17 protein-coding genes and 1 pseudogene are annotated in these 16,808 nt (G+C 38.1%); 12 read left to right on the forward strand and 6 right to left on the reverse strand.

The genetic code is table 11. From position 1 onward, the window contains the following. Positions 1-50: 50 nt before the first annotated feature. On the reverse strand, positions 51-1,484 hold the full coding sequence (locus tag ACYP5M_RS01525; RefSeq protein WP_459734534.1) for an aldehyde dehydrogenase family protein: 1,434 nt from the start codon (positions 1,482-1,484) through the stop codon (positions 51-53). A gap of 28 nt (positions 1,485-1,512) precedes the next feature. Then, positions 1,513-3,147, reverse strand: a complete 1,635-nt coding sequence (locus ACYP5M_RS01530) for an acetolactate synthase large subunit (protein WP_459734535.1) — start codon at positions 3,145-3,147, stop codon at positions 1,513-1,515. A gap of 675 nt (positions 3,148-3,822) precedes the next feature. Here ACYP5M_RS01530 and ACYP5M_RS01535 point away from each other — a divergent pair. The 10 genes and pseudogenes from ACYP5M_RS01535 to ACYP5M_RS01580 all read left to right on the forward strand — a co-directional run bounded on the left by ACYP5M_RS01535 (position 3,823) and on the right by ACYP5M_RS01580 (position 8,877). Continuing rightward, positions 3,823-4,083: a metal-sensitive transcriptional regulator gene (locus tag ACYP5M_RS01535; protein ID WP_459734536.1), complete on the forward strand. Its 261-nt coding sequence runs from the start codon at positions 3,823-3,825 to the stop codon at positions 4,081-4,083. A gap of 39 nt (positions 4,084-4,122) precedes the next feature. Continuing rightward, positions 4,123-4,428 (forward strand): monooxygenase, encoded by a 306-nt coding sequence (locus ACYP5M_RS01540; RefSeq protein ID WP_427572799.1) that lies wholly within the window; start codon positions 4,123-4,125, stop codon positions 4,426-4,428. 109 nt (positions 4,429-4,537) lie between these two features. Further along, complete coding sequence (locus ACYP5M_RS01545; protein WP_336866487.1) at positions 4,538-5,017, forward strand: DsrE/DsrF/DrsH-like family protein; 480 nt, start codon at positions 4,538-4,540, stop codon at positions 5,015-5,017. 14 nt (positions 5,018-5,031) lie between these two features. After that, on the forward strand, positions 5,032-5,400 hold the full coding sequence (locus ACYP5M_RS01550) for a rhodanese-like domain-containing protein (RefSeq protein WP_459734537.1): 369 nt from the start codon (positions 5,032-5,034) through the stop codon (positions 5,398-5,400). Between the two features lie 18 nt (positions 5,401-5,418). Continuing rightward, entirely contained in the window at positions 5,419-5,715 is a 297-nt protein-coding gene (locus tag ACYP5M_RS01555) for a rhodanese-like domain-containing protein (protein WP_402942222.1), read from the forward strand. A 53-nt stretch (positions 5,716-5,768) separates the two neighbouring features. Further along, positions 5,769-6,341, forward strand: coding sequence for a sulfurtransferase TusA family protein (locus ACYP5M_RS01560; RefSeq protein WP_459734538.1), 573 nt, complete (start codon positions 5,769-5,771; stop codon positions 6,339-6,341). A 19-nt stretch (positions 6,342-6,360) separates the two neighbouring features. Continuing rightward, positions 6,361-6,607 (forward strand): annotated as a pseudogene (locus ACYP5M_RS01565) (DsrE/DsrF/DrsH-like family protein). 47 nt (positions 6,608-6,654) lie between these two features. Further along, on the forward strand, positions 6,655-7,782 hold the full coding sequence (locus ACYP5M_RS01570; RefSeq protein WP_434169350.1) for an MBL fold metallo-hydrolase: 1,128 nt from the start codon (positions 6,655-6,657) through the stop codon (positions 7,780-7,782). 37 nt (positions 7,783-7,819) lie between these two features. Further along, positions 7,820-8,047, forward strand: a complete 228-nt coding sequence (locus tag ACYP5M_RS01575) for a sulfurtransferase TusA family protein (RefSeq protein WP_101221752.1) — start codon at positions 7,820-7,822, stop codon at positions 8,045-8,047. A gap of 50 nt (positions 8,048-8,097) precedes the next feature. Further along, positions 8,098-8,877 (forward strand): sulfite exporter TauE/SafE family protein, encoded by a 780-nt coding sequence (locus ACYP5M_RS01580; RefSeq protein ID WP_260357318.1) that lies wholly within the window; start codon positions 8,098-8,100, stop codon positions 8,875-8,877. Positions 8,878-9,096: 219 nt separating this feature from the next. On the opposite strand, the gene ACYP5M_RS01585 is transcribed toward ACYP5M_RS01580, so the two are convergent. Continuing rightward, positions 9,097-9,579: a DUF456 domain-containing protein gene (locus ACYP5M_RS01585; protein WP_459734539.1), complete on the reverse strand. Its 483-nt coding sequence runs from the start codon at positions 9,577-9,579 to the stop codon at positions 9,097-9,099. Between the two features lie 362 nt (positions 9,580-9,941). Between ACYP5M_RS01585 and ACYP5M_RS01590 the strand changes: the two genes are divergently transcribed. Continuing rightward, the gene (locus ACYP5M_RS01590; RefSeq protein WP_101221755.1) at positions 9,942-10,262 is read left to right on the forward strand and encodes a hypothetical protein; all 321 of its coding nucleotides are present in this window, start codon (positions 9,942-9,944) and stop codon (positions 10,260-10,262) included. A 508-nt stretch (positions 10,263-10,770) separates the two neighbouring features. Here ACYP5M_RS01590 and ACYP5M_RS01595 read toward each other — a convergent pair. The 3 genes from ACYP5M_RS01595 to ACYP5M_RS01605 form a co-directional block, all read right to left on the reverse strand. Further along, a complete protein-coding gene (locus ACYP5M_RS01595; RefSeq protein ID WP_459734540.1) occupies positions 10,771-12,093 on the reverse strand; it encodes a CitMHS family transporter in 1,323 nt (440 codons plus the stop codon). Positions 12,094-12,483: 390 nt separating this feature from the next. Further along, positions 12,484-13,611, reverse strand: coding sequence for an AbrB family transcriptional regulator (locus ACYP5M_RS01600; RefSeq protein ID WP_459734541.1), 1,128 nt, complete (start codon positions 13,609-13,611; stop codon positions 12,484-12,486). A gap of 46 nt (positions 13,612-13,657) precedes the next feature. Then, entirely contained in the window at positions 13,658-14,518 is an 861-nt protein-coding gene (locus ACYP5M_RS01605) for a LysR family transcriptional regulator (RefSeq protein WP_459734542.1), read from the reverse strand. A gap of 268 nt (positions 14,519-14,786) precedes the next feature. On the opposite strand from ACYP5M_RS01605, the gene tcuA reads away from it, so the two are divergent. Further along, positions 14,787-16,298 carry an FAD-dependent tricarballylate dehydrogenase TcuA gene (gene tcuA, locus ACYP5M_RS01610; protein WP_459734543.1) on the forward strand — a complete coding sequence of 504 codons (1,512 nt, stop codon included), beginning with the start codon at positions 14,787-14,789 and terminating at the stop codon, positions 16,296-16,298. Positions 16,299-16,808 lie beyond the last annotated feature (510 nt).

A 16,808-nucleotide genomic window follows, 5' to 3' on the forward strand; every position in this document is an offset into this window, starting at 1 on the left:
TTTAAGATATCGCCGTCTCATATAATAAGGGTTTATAATTTTCCCTATGTTCAATTGTCGCTTATTTTAAAGCTGATAAACTTCTGCTCCATCATTTCTTGCATCGCATATTTGACGCCTTCTCGGCCAACTCCGCTGTCCTTCCAGCCACCATAAGGCATATTATCAATTCGGTAAGTTGGGATATCATTGATTACGACTCCACCTGTTTCCAGACGTTCCGCCGCATAAAAAGCTCGTTCTATACTCGGAGTCATCACTCCTGAGTTCAATCCGTAACGCGAATCATTTGCATCATTGATGGCATCATCCAGCGTATCGAATGGGAAAATGCAGACAATTGGACCAAATACTTCGAAACGAAATACCTTTGAGTCACGATTTACATTGGTTAAAACGGTAGGCAAAAGTACATTGCCTTCCACTGTACCGCCGCACTCAATTTTTGCTCCTTCCTGTACTGCCTCGTCAATCCAACTTTGTAATCGTTCCAATGATTTTTTTGAAATAACCGCTGTAATATTTGTATTTTCGTCCAGTGGGGAACCGATGACAAGCTGTTTTGTTGTACTTACGAATCGATTTAAAAATTGTTGGTATAGTGATTTGTGGACATAAATTCGTTGAATCGAGATACACACCTGACCATTATTCGTAAATGAGCCCATCACACTTCTTTGAATGATTTTATCGATGTCGACTCCTTCATCAATGATGAACGGCGAATTAGATCCGAGTTCAAGGGTAAGCTTACGGAAGCCTGCCTGCTGCTGGATAAGGTGTCCGACCTCTACACTGCCTGTAAAAGTCACTTTTTTTACATGTGGATGGGTCGTCAATGCTTCACTTAAAACATCCCCTTTGCCCGGTATGATGTTCAATACTCCATCTGGCAACCCTGCTTCTTTAAAAATATCGGCAAGAACCAGTGAACTCAACGGGGTTTGTTCGGCAGGTTTTAACACAATCGAGTTTCCAGCCGCAATAGCTGGACCAACTTTATGTGCGACCAGATTAAAGGGAAAGTTAAATGGGGTAATCGCAGTAACGACGCCAATCGGGGTGCGAACCGTGAAGCCAAAACGGTTTACCCCGCCAACTGCCGCATCCATCGGGATTTGTTCTCCATAATTGTTCTTGGACGCTTCTGCAGCAAAACGATAGGTCTGAACCGTACGATTCATTTCTTCACGAGCATTTCGAATCGTTTTCGCCGCCTCTAGAGAAATGATTTTCGCAAGCTCTTCACTGCGTTCTTCCATGATTGCTGCAGCTTTAAATAAAATTTCTGCTCGTGCATGAGCCGGGTAGGATCGGTATTTCTGAAAAGCGGCATTTGCCTCAACAATCGCTTCAATGGCATCCGCTGGTTCAGCCTGTCCGATTTGTGCAATTTCTTCATTTGTATGGGGATTGAATAAAGGCTCATACGATTTTGCCTCCCTCCATTTGCCACCGATCCACAATTGCCACTTTTTCTTCATTTGACATTCCTCCAATAATACATGCTCTTTATAATTTACAAATATAATCACCTAGTGTTTTCGATAACTTTACATTTTCCGAATAATCGACATCCACATCAATCAAGACAATTTCCTGACTCGAAATCGCTTCTTCTAATGCATGAAGCAATTCATCGGAGTGGGTTACTTTCACTCCTTTAACCCCAAAACTTTTTGCGAATCCTAAAAAGTCTGGGTCTGTAAATTCAATCGCATTCGTACGGTCAAATTTATTCAATTGCTTCCACTCGATAAGGCCAAATTTTGAATCATGGAAAATGACAATAACGAAGGCAAGACCCAGACGTTTGGCAGTTGCCAATTCAACCCCATTCATCAGAAATCCACCATCCCCTGTAACCGCAATGACAGGTTTATCAGGCTTTGCCAATTTGGCCGCAATGGCACCGGGAACCGCAATACCCATTGATGCAAAGCCATTAGAAATGATAGTGTGATTAGGCTTTTCCGGCTGATACATCCTGGCAATCCATAATTTATGGGCGCCCACATCCGAAATGACAATGGCATTCCCTTTTTCCGCCTTTTTTATATCGGCAATAATTCGCTGAGGGATGATAGGGCTTCCTGATACATCATCAGAAGAATGAAATTTTTCAATGATTTGAGACCTTAACTTTTTCACTTCTGGCCAAAGCTCCTTTTTTGCTACACCAGTAGTCAGGGCTTCAAGTGCCTCAGTAACATTTCCGATTAATTCGGCTTGAACGGGGTAATAAGCATCAATCTCAGCCGGTCGGGCATCAATATGAATAATCGGCTTCATTGCCTCAACGTTCCAATACTTTGGCAAGTACTCGACGAAATCATAGCCGACGGTGATAATAAGATCGGCCAAATCAAACCCGCATAGAACATAATCCCTTGCTTGCATCCCTACTGTAAAAAGGGTCAATGGATGGTCAGAAGGTAAAACTCCTTTGGCCATGAACGAATTAACAACGGGAATCTGCTTCTCTTCTGCAAATTTCCGTAAGGACTCAGCAGCTTCATCACGGACTACGCCATTACCAGCTAGAATAATAGGTCTTTTAGCGCGATTTATTAATTCGACAGCTTTTTTGATTTCTTCCTCGGCTGGGCGGGATCTAGGCATTGGTGTAACCGGAAGTGGTTCACCTTTTGTATCCATCAGCGCCACATCTTCCGGGAGTTCTATATGAACAGCTCCTGGCTTTTCTATGACTGCAGTCTTAAATGCTTTACGGATAATTTCCGGAATCGTATGCGGCACCTTAATTTGTTGATTCCATTTCGTTACTTCCTCAAAAACTCCAATAATGTCCACATATTGATGTGACTCCTTATGAATTCGATCAAGGCCAGCCTGACCTGTAATCGCGACAACAGGGGAATAATCCAGATAAGCATTTCCTATACCTGTCAATAAATTAGTTGCACCCGGTCCCAATGTGCCCAAGCAGACGCCAGGCTTTCCAGTTAGCCGGCCATAGATGTCTGCCATAAAAGCTGCAGCTTGTTCATGATGAACCAAGATAAATTCAATGTCAGAATCTATTAGAGAATCAATAAGATCCGTATTTTCCTCACCAGGTATCCCAAAAATATACTGAACCCCTTCATTCTCTAAACACCTTACAAACAAATCAGATGCCTTCAAATTATTTCCACCTCGACTATTTCAATTTTATCTCCCTATATGTTGGCTTTGCCCACTAGAAATTATGTACTTGCGGGATATTAAAACCATTTCGAACATTTGCAACTCTATATACAATTGTCATAACTAGGAGGGGGAATATGGAAGTCGTTTCTAATCTTTTTAATAAAATTTGACCGAAATCAGAAGCATCACGCCATACTACAGTTGCGCTAAAAATCTGGCCAAGATTTCGTCAATGTTTATTTAACGAGGAAACTAAAGGGAAGCCATTTACAAGTGATTACTTCGAACATAACGTGGCCATAAGTAGGTACGTTTTTATTTTTGAATTTCACTAGTTGAATGTATTTGTGCTTTTTAGTATTAGGTTGCGTTTATTTTAAATAAAAGTGTAAATAAAACGGCTTGACAATATACCCCTGTAGGTATATTATGAACTCACAAGTTAAGAACACATAAACTCACGAGTAAAATACGATTTAATTGGCTAGCGGCTTATAAGCATAAGCACGATAAGTTTGATTATGCCGACTAAAACGTTTTAATGAAGAAACCTGACTTGAAAACATTCATGTCATTGCTTCTAATAAACTGGAAGTGAGTTTGGGGATGCACTTCTCTTTTTAACGGAAAAAAGATTAGCTATTGTTGTAAATAGATGGGAGGCGGAGTATGGAGTTTGATAAAAGCAGCATTCATCGCTTGAAGCGGATTGAAGGACAAATCAAGGGTGTTCTTGGTATGATGGAGCAAGGAAAAGATTGCAGGGATGTCGTCACTCAGTTGTCTGCTGTACGTAATGCCATCGATAGGACCATGGGTGTTATCGTAAGTGCCAATCTTGAGGAATGCGTTCGGGAAAACGTCGAGAAAGGAGAAGGCACTGATCATTTAGTCAAGGAAGCGGTTAATTTACTAATTAAAAGCAGGTAAAAGAATTTGACCTGACTAGTAGAAAAAGGAGTGTTTTTCATGTCTTATATTTTACAAGTGGATTTTAAAATGGAGGGGCCATTTGGTCACGAAATGGTAAAAGAATTTACTGTTTTAGCAAAAAGCATTAATGATGAAGAAGGATTGATCTGGAAGATTTGGACCGAAGACAGTGAGGCAAAGGAAGCTGGTGGCATTTATCTGTTTGAAACGAAGGAATCCGCATGTAAGTACTTGTCAATGCACACAGCACGGTTAAAAGGGTTTGGTATAGAGAAGGTTAATGGAAAAATATTCGAAGTGAATGAAATTTTGTCTTCAATTAATCATGGACCAATTAAATAAAGAAAACCCTATTCCATTCATTTTTAGTGAAGTGGGTTGACGAACTATATTTTTTAGCATAATATATACCCCGTAGGGTATATAAGAGTGAATCAGGGGGAAAACATAAATGACTGAAAAGAAAAGAACGACGATCATTTTATTTAGTGGTGATTATGATAAGGCAATGGCTGCTTATATCATAGCAAATGGGGCGGCTGCTTACGATCATGAAGTGACTATCTTCCATACATTCTGGGGATTGAATGCTTTAAGGAAGGATGAGCCGATTTCATTAAAAAAAGGATTTCTTGAAAAAATGTTTGCAAAAATGATGCCTCGTGGTTCTGATAAAATGGGTCTATCAAACATGAACTTTGCAGGGATGGGACCTAAAATGATCAAACATGTAATGAAAAAGCATAACGCCATGTCACTCCCAAATTTAATTGAGTTGGCCCAAGAACAGGAAATCAAACTTATAGCCTGTACGATGACAATGGATTTATTGGGTTTACAGCAAGAGGAATTATTGGATGGAATTGAGTATGCAGGTGTTGCAGCTTATTTAGCTGAAGCAGAGGATGGAAATGTAAACTTATTTATATAAATGGGGGGGGTCAAATGGGAACTATATTTAATCTCATCATATTAGGTTTCATCGTTTGGTTTTTATATCAGCGATTTGTCCCGGCAAAGGGGATAAAAAATATAAATGCGGTTGAGTTAAAAGCTGTGTTGAATAATAAAGGAAATAGGCAATTCATCGTTGTTCGTACTCCTAATGAATATAGGGGCAATCACATTAAGGACTTTAAAAATATACCTCTAAACGAATTTGGCAAAAGGGCACATGAACTTTCAAAAGATAAAGAAGTAATTGTTATCTGCCAAAGCGGAATGAGGAGCAGTAATGCGAGTAAAGCATTGAAGAAACTCGGGTTTAATGAAGTTACAAACGTAAAAGGCGGTATGAATTCTTGGCGCGAATAAAAGGAGGATCTTAAAAAAATGAAAGAAATTTTACCGAATGAAGTGAACGCATTATTGAAGGGATACTCCCCAGTCCATATTATTGATGTACGGGAAGTGGATGAAGTAAAGGCAGGGAAAATACCAAAAGCTTTGAATATCCCGTTGGGTCTGGTGGAATTTAGAATGCAGGATCTGGATAAATCAAAAGAATATATCATCGTCTGCCGTTCAGGGGGCAGAAGTTCAAGGGCAGCACAGTTACTTGAGGATCATGGATATAAGGTGTTGAACATGATGGGTGGTATGAATGAATGGGAAGGTCCCACAGAATAATTTTATATCCGAATATACCCCCATCCCTATAAATGACTCAAGGAGGAACTAAAATGATTAAAACAAATTCTGTTTTGGATGCTAAAGGTTTAGCCTGTCCAATGCCAATCGTAAAAACGAAAAAAGCCATGAATGTCCTGGAAGCGGGGGAGGTACTCGAAGTTCAAGCAACTGATAAAGGGTCAACCGCCGACATGAAAGCCTGGGCGGAAAGTTCAGGTCACCAATATTTGGGTACGGTTGAAGAAGGAACAATACTAAAACATTATCTTCGGAAAGCAATCGGAGAAGAAACAGCAGTGAAGAAGCATGAAAAAATCATTTCAAATGAAGAACTTCTTCAACTAATGCAGGAAAACCGAAATACGATCATCCTGGATGTACGAGAATCGGCAGAGTATGCTTTTAATCATATACCAGCAGCTAGATCCCTTCCAATGGGTGAATTGGAACAACATATGGGTGAACTTGATAAAGAATCACAGATTTTTGTGGTTTGCCGTACAGGCAGCCGAAGTGATCTTGCTGCACAAAAACTGACGGCGGCCGGTTTTGAACGGGTATTCAATGTTGTACCCGGCATGAGCCAATGGAACGGTCCTTCACAAAAATCCGTGAATGAATAAAAAGTATTGAGGGTTTAACATCATAACGGCAGTAGCAACAGATCAAGAAGTGGCGATTTGCTTTTATTTCGAAGGTATTAGAAAGGCAAATGTTTCTTCCATTTCAGATTTAGTTTCCATTGCACAGGAAATGAACGTACAGTTGTCAAAAGACCAAGGCCTTATTGGGCATGGAAAAAGAAGCTTTCGTTGACCGTATCTAAGTAGGTGGAGCGGTCACATTTTTGGAGTTCGCTAAGAATGCTGATGCTACATTAACCTTTTAATGAAGGAAAAATTTTTGACATCATTGATACTGTGGGGGGTATATAAAATGGCGTTTAAGCAAATGACAGCCGCTGAGGTTTCAAAGAAAGTAATCAATAAAACCGACTTATTTATTTTGGATGTTCGAAATGAAAGTGACTACAATGATTGGAAAATTGAAGGGGAGAATTTTGAATTCCTTAATATCCCTTACTTTGATCTACTGGATGGCGTGGAAGAAATAATCGATCAAATCCCGGCCAATAAAGAAATCCTGGTAGTATGTGCAAAGGAAGGATCTTCCGTTATGGTAGCTGAAATGTTATCTGATGCTGGATTGGACGTTTCTTATTTAAAGGGCGGCATGAAAGCATGGAGTGAACACTTGGAACCTGTGAAAATCGGTGAATTGATCAATGGCGGCGGAATTTACCAATTTGTTCGACTAGGTAAAGGTTGTCTATCTTACATGGTCGTTACCAATGGTGAAGCAGCCATTATCGATTCTACTCGAATGATTGATGCCTACCTTGATTTCGCCGATGATATCGGGGTGAAAATTACACATGTTCTGGATACACACTTACATGCCGATCATATTTCAGGTGGAAGACGAATAGCGGAAGTAACAAATGCAACTTACTGGCTGCCGCCAAAAGATGCGGCTGAAGTAACCTTTGAATATCAGCCATTAGAAAGCGGGAAAGTGATAACGATTGGTCATACTTCGATTGATATTCAAGCAATATATTCCCCGGGCCATACCATTGGTTCGACTTCATTTGTGGTCGATCAAAAATACTTGTTAAGCGGGGATATACTATTCATCGATTCGATTGGCAGACCGGACCTAGCTGGATTGGCTGAGGATTGGGTAGGCGACTTGAGAGAAACACTGTATACACGTTATAGAGGATTATCAGACGAGTTAATCGTATTGCCATCACATTTCATGATCGTTGATGAATTGAATGAAGATGGAAGTGTCGCTAAAAAGTTGGGTGCGCTGTTTGCTGAAAATCATGGATTGAACATTGTAGATGAAACGGAATTCAGAGAGCTGGTAACAGGTAATTTACCGCCTCAGCCAAACGCTTATCAAGAAATTCGCGAAACCAATATGGGGAAAATCGAGCCTGATGATGAAAAACAGCGTGAAATGGAAATCGGGCCAAATCGCTGTGCGGTTCGTTAATACCGATAAAAAGCCAAGAAAATAGGAGGAATGAAATATGCATTCAGATAAAGTGTTAAATGCTAAGGGACTAGCTTGTCCAATGCCGATCGTTAAAACGAGAAAAGCGATGAATGATTTGCAAACCGGGCAAGTGCTGGAAATACATGTAACCGATAAAGGAGCTAAAGCAGACTTAGCCGCTTGGTCAAAATCCGGTGGCCATGAACTGGTGGAAACGGCAGAAGAAAATGATATACTGAAATTTTGGATTAGAAAAGGCTGATAAAAGAAGGGAACCATTAGGGTTCCCTTCTTTTAAGGGAGGCACTTACAATGGATATCACCTTTATCATTACCATCTTTTTGATTGGTTTTATAGGTTCATACGTTTCAGGGATGCTCGGCATCGGCGGTTCGATAATAAATTATCCAATGCTGCTGTTTATTCCCCCAATCTTCGGTTTAGCGGCATTTAGTGCACATGATGTGACAGGTATAAGTGCTGTACAAGTCTTATTCGCTTCCATCGGAGGAATATGGAGCTATCGTAAGAGCGGACATTTAAATAAAACGCTGATTCTCTATATGGGGATCAGTGTGTTGATCGGAAGCGTGGTTGGAAGTTTTGGATCACAATCGATGTCGGAAAACGGAGTGAATATCGTCTATGGCATTTTGGCGTTGATAGCGGCTGTCATGATGTTCATTCCGAAGAAAGGGATAGATGACATTCCTTTGGATCAAGTTACCTTCAACAAATGGCTTGCGGCCATTCTTGCCTTAATCGTAGGTTTAGGTGCCGGGATAGTCGGTGCCGGAGGAGGCTTTCTATTAGTTCCGATCATGCTTATCGTTTTAAGAATACCGACCAGGGTCACGATTGCGTCTTCATTAGCTATCACATTCATTTCATCCATTGGTGCAACAGCAGGGAAAATCTCAACGGGACAAGTTGACTTCTATCCGGCATTGATAATGGTGGGAGCGAGTTTAATAGCATCTCCGCTTGGGGCGATGGCCGGTAAAAATATGAATGTAAAAGTGCTGCAAGTTATACTGGCTTTATTGATTTTAGCGACGGCTGTGAAAACTTGGGTGGGGATAATGTCTTGAGTTTTGACACGGAAGGAAGCAGTTGTGAAAATTATATTAGAATTCTAAAAAGAGTCCCATCGTTAAAGAATTGTTCAAACTAGGCCACAATAATAGTTCCTTTTCCTCCATCACTTTTTTTCTTATTATCTGTACCAGATAAGTAAATGGGACTTCTGTTAATAGAAAAAGCTGACTGTTGAAAGTCAGCTTTTTCTTATTGTGGCCGTTGACAAATAATTAAAAAATTACCGCTAAAATAAACCAAACAATCATCAATAATTGAATTAATATTTTGGCTAAGCTGCCGCCTAAAAAACCGATGATAGTTGCAAACCCAACTTTAGTAGCCTTCATTATATCTTTTTGAATGATTAATTCCGAAACGAGGACTGCTAAAAATGGTACGAGAATTATTCCAAAAGGAGGAAAGACAAATGAACCAACAATCGTGGCAATAGCTGCTATTGTCTCGGATGTTTTTGATCCCCCATACTTTTTAACAAAATAACTATTTGCGATGATGTCGGCCGCGATTAATACACCGCTCAACACAACCATACTGATCCAGAACCATAACGATAACTCATCAGAATTAATGAGGAATTGATAAACTGCAAATCCTCCCCAAATAGCAACAACCGAAGGAATAATAGGATAGACAATTCCTACAAAACTTAAAGCAAATAAGACGATCGTTAAACCCCACCATAAAATATCCAATAAAACTCCACCTTTTCATACTTACTTATCATATATCTATTAAATTATATTTCTATTTAGGGACAAAAACCATTTATTATTTTTTTGTATATTCGATTCCCTCACACTTTAATTAACACTAGATGTATAATGTGTAAAATTAGAGTAAGTGTAGATGAAATAAAAATATTTCCCAAATTGCCAAAAAGAACTTGTTGATGAATCTTTATAATAACACTTTAACTAAAGGTGTTGCTGCTACCTTTTCCTTATTCAAAAAACTGGGCAGGTTAGTTGAAGATCATTTTCAAGCAAATGACATATATAAGCCATTTCCATATAAAGATGTTGTAATATTAAAGGAAAAGTAGGAGGTTAAGAAGATGAAAACTTTTGATTTAAAATCAGGAACAAAAGTAATAATAGACGAAAGTAGAATAGTAATAGAAAGAACAGGTGGAAAAAGTGCAATGAAGGGTTTGTTTGCAGGGCGAGCAATGGGGCAAATGACCATAAAAACGTCAGCAGTGACTGGGTTAATTCACTTTGCTGACTTTTTAATGATTTGTGCTTCTGGACTCCCGACTCCCAATGATTTTAAATTATCCAGCGTAGCAGAGATAAAACAATACCCTAACTGTATTGTGGCAAAAGAAAGTGAATTAGAAGAGTTATATCAATTTCTCAATGGATTTATTAAGTAATGATTCCATAAAAGCCTCAACCTTTAGAGGTTTCCATATAGGGAACAAAAAAACACAATGAAAGCAGTTGATTTCATCTAAGAAATACAACTGCTTTTAGCTTTTGAAAGAGTTATTTACGGTATAGTTCAAATACAATTGGTTATAATTTGAGAGCAATTAATAAGATTGAAGCTGTCTTTAGAGCAGCTTTTTACTTTATGCAACTATCAGGGCAGTTTCATAACAAAATAAGAATATATTTTTTGTAATAACCAAAACTTTATAAGACGCAACATTTTTAAGACCAGCTTAATTTCAACAACTTCTTCATTGTCTTTCAAATGGGATATTAGAGTACTAAGTGAAGAATATGTGATGATCTGTTAATTATACGCCGCTGAGTCTTTCTTTCAAGAGTTGTTAGGTCCTCATCATTATGAAATTGGTCAAAAGTCCTTAGTAGTTGTTTTTGGAAAGGATCCTGCGGATATTTACTAGCAAACAAGTAAACAAGGACTTTTATAATTTACAAAAAAGAAATAGCGCCGCTAATTATAGCTAACACTGTTAAGGTTAACGATGTCAAGATGGCCCATTTGTATGCAAATTTCTGATATTCCCCAAGGTCTTTATCAACCATGCCAACTAATAGAATAGTTGATGCAACAAGTGGACTCATTAAATGAGCGGGTTGTCCCAATATAGAAGCGCGAGCAATTTCTAACGGACTAATACCATAAGCTGAAGCTGCCTCTGCAAGAATAGGGAGAACTCCAAAATAATAGGCATCATTAGATAAAACGAAAGTGAATGGCATACTTGTAATGCCAACAATGACAGGGAAAAACTGTCCTAATGAAGCAGGTATTATCGCAACCAGTCCATTAGCAATAGCATCAACCATTTTTGTACCGGAAAAGATTCCTGCAAATACTCCAGCTGCAAAAACTAGTAGAACAACAATTAGGGCATTTCCAGAATGTGCTAATATACGTCTTTTTTGCATTTCCAGATTAGGGTAGTTAATCATTAAAGCAATAGCGAAACCGACCAAAAATAAAATAGGGGAAGGTACCAATCCCATAATGAGAATGACCATAATACCTACCACAATTAATAAGTTAATCCACAAAAAACGAGGGCGTTTAATGTCAATATGAGGAAATGCATCAGTGGCTTCATTTTCTACAGTAGCAGCTATTTCATTTTTTAACTCTTCTATGTGTATTACACCCAGTCGTTTACGTTCTTTTTTCCCTAAAATAAATGCGACGAAAATAACCCAAATAGCACCACCGATCATGGTAGGAATAAGTGGAACAAAAAATTCGGATGCATCAAGTCCCAATACTGCTATTGCTCTGGTAGCAGGTCCACCCCAGGGGGTCATGCCACTCATAACACTTAAAGCTAGCATGGCTACTGTGGCTAAAACCAATGGATTCATACCGATTCGTTTATAAAGTGGATACATAGCTGAAACAGTAATGATATACGTTGTTGTACCGTCTCCATCTAGGGCCACGAGTAATGCAAGAATTGTGGTACCTATCGAAATTTTGACAGGATCTCCCTTGACAACTTCTAATAACTTTTTGATAAGTGGGTCAAATAATCCCGTGTCTATCATAATACCAAAAAACAATATGGCGAATAATAATAGAGCTGCAGAAGGAGCGACTAGCTTAATGCCTTCCATCATCATAGTGCCAATTTTACTTCCAAAACCACCAACTACTGCAAAAACGATCGGAACTAAAGTTAAAGCAACAATGGGCGATAAACGTTTGGACATAATTAAATAGGTAAAAACGGTAACCATGGAGATGCCTAAAATTGTAAGAAACATTATTAAATCCCCTCCCATATTTTGAATGCGCTTTCAAATGATTTCTGGATGACTAAGAAATAATTTTGTGACTCTTCAGAAAAATTAACTGGTAGATTAATAAGTTTTACACTATGCTTATGCGCTTTTCTTTATTAAAGGTAATACAGAGAGGACAATAAGTTAAATACATATTTTTTTTGTATTGGTATCAAAATAATTTATTCTTTAAAAAAGAATGGGGAGGGGAGCAAATAAAGCCATAGGATAAGTGATTCAATAACGAAATTTTTTTAATATTTAATGCAACTTTTAGTAACAAAAAAGAAGGTCATCAATTTTGTGTAAGATAACCTTCTTTTCTTTATAAATCAGACTTTTCATTGTCCTTGAGCAAAGCTTCCTCCTTTTTTATTTAACATTTAGTTTTACATTACTGTTCTTGTCTTTTCTTCTTAAACTTATTTTTAATACCAATTTCAGTAATGGAGGCACTGCGGCATAAATAAAAGCCATCCGAAATAGTTGATAGCTGGTAACAGTAGATACATCAGCATTTACTTCTTGTGCAATGATTCCCATTTGATCCATTCCACCAGGGGCTAAACTTAAAAAACCCGTAATAGTCGATAAATCATAATACTGGGTCAGTAGAAAACTAAAAAACATTGTTGCGCTAATCAAAATTAGTCCGTTCATCAAAGCCAATAATAAGGTTTTTCTTTTGTTGTTAAGTTGTTCCGGTTTTAATAGTAAACCGATATAACCGCCCACCATAAATTGAGATATATCAAGAAGTGTAGGAGGAAGTGGTGGTCCCTGCAAACCTAAAAGACCTATTGCAGCAGCAACGATTACTGGTCCTAAAAAGTAAGGAGCTGGTAATTTGAATATTTTACCTATTCTTGCTGCCAGAAAACAAATAAGGGCGAACAGAAAGATAAGAGGAAATAAACCACTCCACTCTGGAATAACGTTATCCGTTATTTTAGAGGAATCATTGGTACTATTCGCTGCAAAAATGGGACTGATAATTAAAAGGGGGACTAAGAAAACAACCATTATCACTCTTGTAACATGGAAAAAGGTTACTGTAGTAATATCAATACCTTTCATATCTTCTGCAAACACAACGATTTGTGACAAACCTCCAGGAATACTACTCGTTAAAGATGTAGGATAGTCAATGCCGGAATATTTTGACATAACAAAAGCAGAACATGCACACACAAGGACAATTAAGGTTGTAAGGATCAACATTGAGGGAAGGTGACTAATCATATCAGACAGTGAGCTCTTGGTAAAGGAGATGCCTATTGAATAACCTACAATAATTAATCCAGTATTTCTCACCGAAACGGGCCAAATTAATTTAACGTTTTTGAAACGTGATGCAATTAATAGGGCTGCCATTGGACCAAGTAGCCAGGGGATAGGAAACCTGATAAGAGAGAAAAGGCCGCCTCCAATAAAAGCAGTTAGAAGTGCAGCCGAAAATTGGATTGTCTTGCTTGCATTATTTAAATCCCACTTTTTCATATTAATTCTCTTCCTTTGTATTAGTTTTACTTCGTTTCGTCTTGTTTCATTGTTTAGAATCATTAAGAAAATCAATAAATGCTTTTACTTGTGCCAAATCCATAGTCACATCCCGATAAAATACCCAAGTTTCTCTAAGCAAATAGCTATTATCGCTTAAAACAATGGGAAAAGTATACAGTGGTTCATCATTTTTAATACAGATTTCTGGTAAAATGGCATATCCTAAACCATTAAGAACCAGTTCCTTACATGTTTCAATCCGATCTACCTCCATTGAAATCTTAGGTGGTAACGCAAATGTTTCCTGCCACCAGTTTTCAATAGTAGTTCTTAACGATTGGTCTGTCTGATAATTAACTCTAGGAAGAAAAGGAAGTTCTTTTAATTCAATTTTTTTACTGGAGGCAATACAAATCTTTTCTTCTTGAAATAACACTTTATTTTCCTGCCATTTGTAAGGACCTCTAACTATCCCGAGATGTGCTTCTTCTTTTTGAAGCATTTGATGAATTTGAGAACTCCATCCAGTTTTCAAACTGATTTCAACCTCTGGATATAGAGTTAGAAATTCTTTTAATAATAATGGTAGTTTATATCGGGCAAACAAGCCAGATACACCCAATCGCAAAGTTCCTTTTACTTTTTTATCCAAATTTGAAATATGCTCTTTTGCAGCTCCTAATTGCTTACGCATATTTTTCGAGTATTGAACGAGATATTCCCCTTCAACTGTAAACTCGACACCTCTTTTGCCTCTAGAGATTAAATTTGTTTTGAACTCTTTTTCCAGCTGTTTTATACGATAGGATAAAGCTGGCTGGGAAATAAATAGTCGTTGTGCTGCCTTTGTTATATTTCTTTCTTCGTAAAGAGTAATTAATATAAGCCAGTCTTTTTCATCCATAAAATTTTTCTCCTTTAACCATAAAAAATATTTATGGGTAATTATAAAAAATGATAATTTATTTGATTTCTAAAAGTATAATACAACTAATGAAAAAAGAAATCTATCTTTTTATGTAAATCAATAGACTCACTATAGTTTTGCGTTTCCAGCATTCTTTCATAAATTTTTTCTATGGCAATGAATAAAAAAACAATATTATTTTTATTCATTATTTTCACTTATTATTTACATGAAGAGTTATCACAACTTAACAGGAGGGGTAAAAATGTCAAATACACAAAATTATGATGTAGTTGTAGTAGGGGCAGGAAACGCAGCTTTATGTGCCGCGATCTCAGCAAAAGAGGGAGGTGCTAGAGTTCTTGTATTAGAACGGGGACCAGTGGAAAAGCGTGGAGGGAACTCTTTCTTCACGGATGGAGCCATTCGTGTTGCATACAATAATTTAGACGCAATCAGAAATATAATACCTGAATTAACAGATGAAGAATCCGAATTAATTGTAATGCCTGAATACACGGAAACCGATTATTACAATGATCTAATGCGAGTAACAGGTGGACAAAGTAATCCTGAGTTAGCAAAGCAGCTGGTTTCTAGATCATATGAAACAATTGCGTGGATGCGTGATCAGGGAATAAAATTTGAATTGAATTATGAAAATCAATCTTTCGTACAAGCTGGCAAGCGCAATTTTTGGGGAGGACTGCCTATCAAAACGGAGGATAAAGGCGTTGGCTTAATGAGACAGCTCTTTGCGCGGACAGAAGAAATTGGCATCGACGTTTGGTACGATTCACGTGCTGTGGAGCTTGTATCAGAGGATAACACAATAACCGGTGTCGTTGTTGAGAAGGGTCATACAATGGTAACTGTTCAGACATCCGGTGTGATTTTGGCTTGTGGCGGCTTTGAAGCCAATAAGAAAATGAGAAGTGAAAATATTGGTGAAGAATGGGAAGCGGCTATTGTTCGTGGAACCGAGTTCAACACAGGAGACGGCATTTCCATGGCTATGGCAGTGGGGGCTCAAAAATTCGGGCAGTGGTCTGGATGTCATTCTATTGGGACAGATTATAATGCGCCAAAAGTAGGGGACTTCACGAAGCCGGGGGATATTTTTAAAAAGCATTCTTATCCGTACAGCGTCATGCTTAATAATGAAGGGAAACGGTTTGTTGATGAAGGAGCAGATTTACGAAATTACACCTATGCCAAATACGGCCGTGAGGTATTAAAACAGCCTGGACATGTGGCATATCAAATTTATGATGCACAGGTACGCCCGATGCTGCGTAAAGAATATGACCTTGAAGAAGCGACTATTTATAAAGCAGATACGCTTGGAAAGTTGGCTAGTTTACTGCCGGTCAATCAAACACAATTTCTAAAAACGATCGAAGAGTATAACAGTGCGGTACAAGATGGCGAGTATAGACCAGCAGAGAAAGATGGCAAAGGAACGATTGGAATTACCCCTCCTAAATCCAACTGGGCACTTCGAATTGAGCAAGGTCCATTCTATGCTTTCCCTGTAACGTGCGGTATCACCTTCTCGTTCGGTGGTCTGCATGTAGATACAACGGGTCATGTGTTAGACAAAGAAGAACAACCGATAAAAGGTCTCTTTGCGGCTGGTGAAATGATTGGGGGGATTTTTTATGAAAACTATCCTGGTGGATCCGGGTTAATGTCTGGAGCAGTCTTTGGAAAATTAGCTGGTTCATCAGCAGCACGCTATACTCAAGAAAAGGTTGAAACGATCAATAATCACTGAGTCTTTTCCTTGAATGGTTTATTAGATAAGAATGTGTCCAAAAAATAATAGAGATACGTGAAGTAGAAGAATGAAAAATAGCCAAGGCTTAAAAAGTCCTTGGCTGTTTGGTATTTTAACATATTTAAAGTCTTTATGCTTTGACTAAAACTCATATCATATAGGAATATAAAAGGTCAAACTTAGTAACAGATTATCTATTGGAGTTTTTTCAGATGGAGTGATTGTATAGCTTTAAGCGCCCTGATGGCCAGACAATAAGGTTCTTCAGTACTAGCTTTTCGAGTTCAGCACCAGCTTGAAAGGATCAGCATTAACGCTTATGAAGTCAGTTCTAACTTATCAAGATTTACCAGTTATATTGCTGTTTATCACTCCGATGCCAAAATTCAGCATGAAAAAGGGGAGGGATTTGTGTATTGGTATTTTTCTCTAAACAATAGATAGTATTTAGCTTTTTTAAAATAATATAGTAACCATAAAAATCTGTATCTGTACCCTAATTTGTAT

The sequence above is a fragment of the Peribacillus sp. N1 genome (assembly GCF_054600815.1).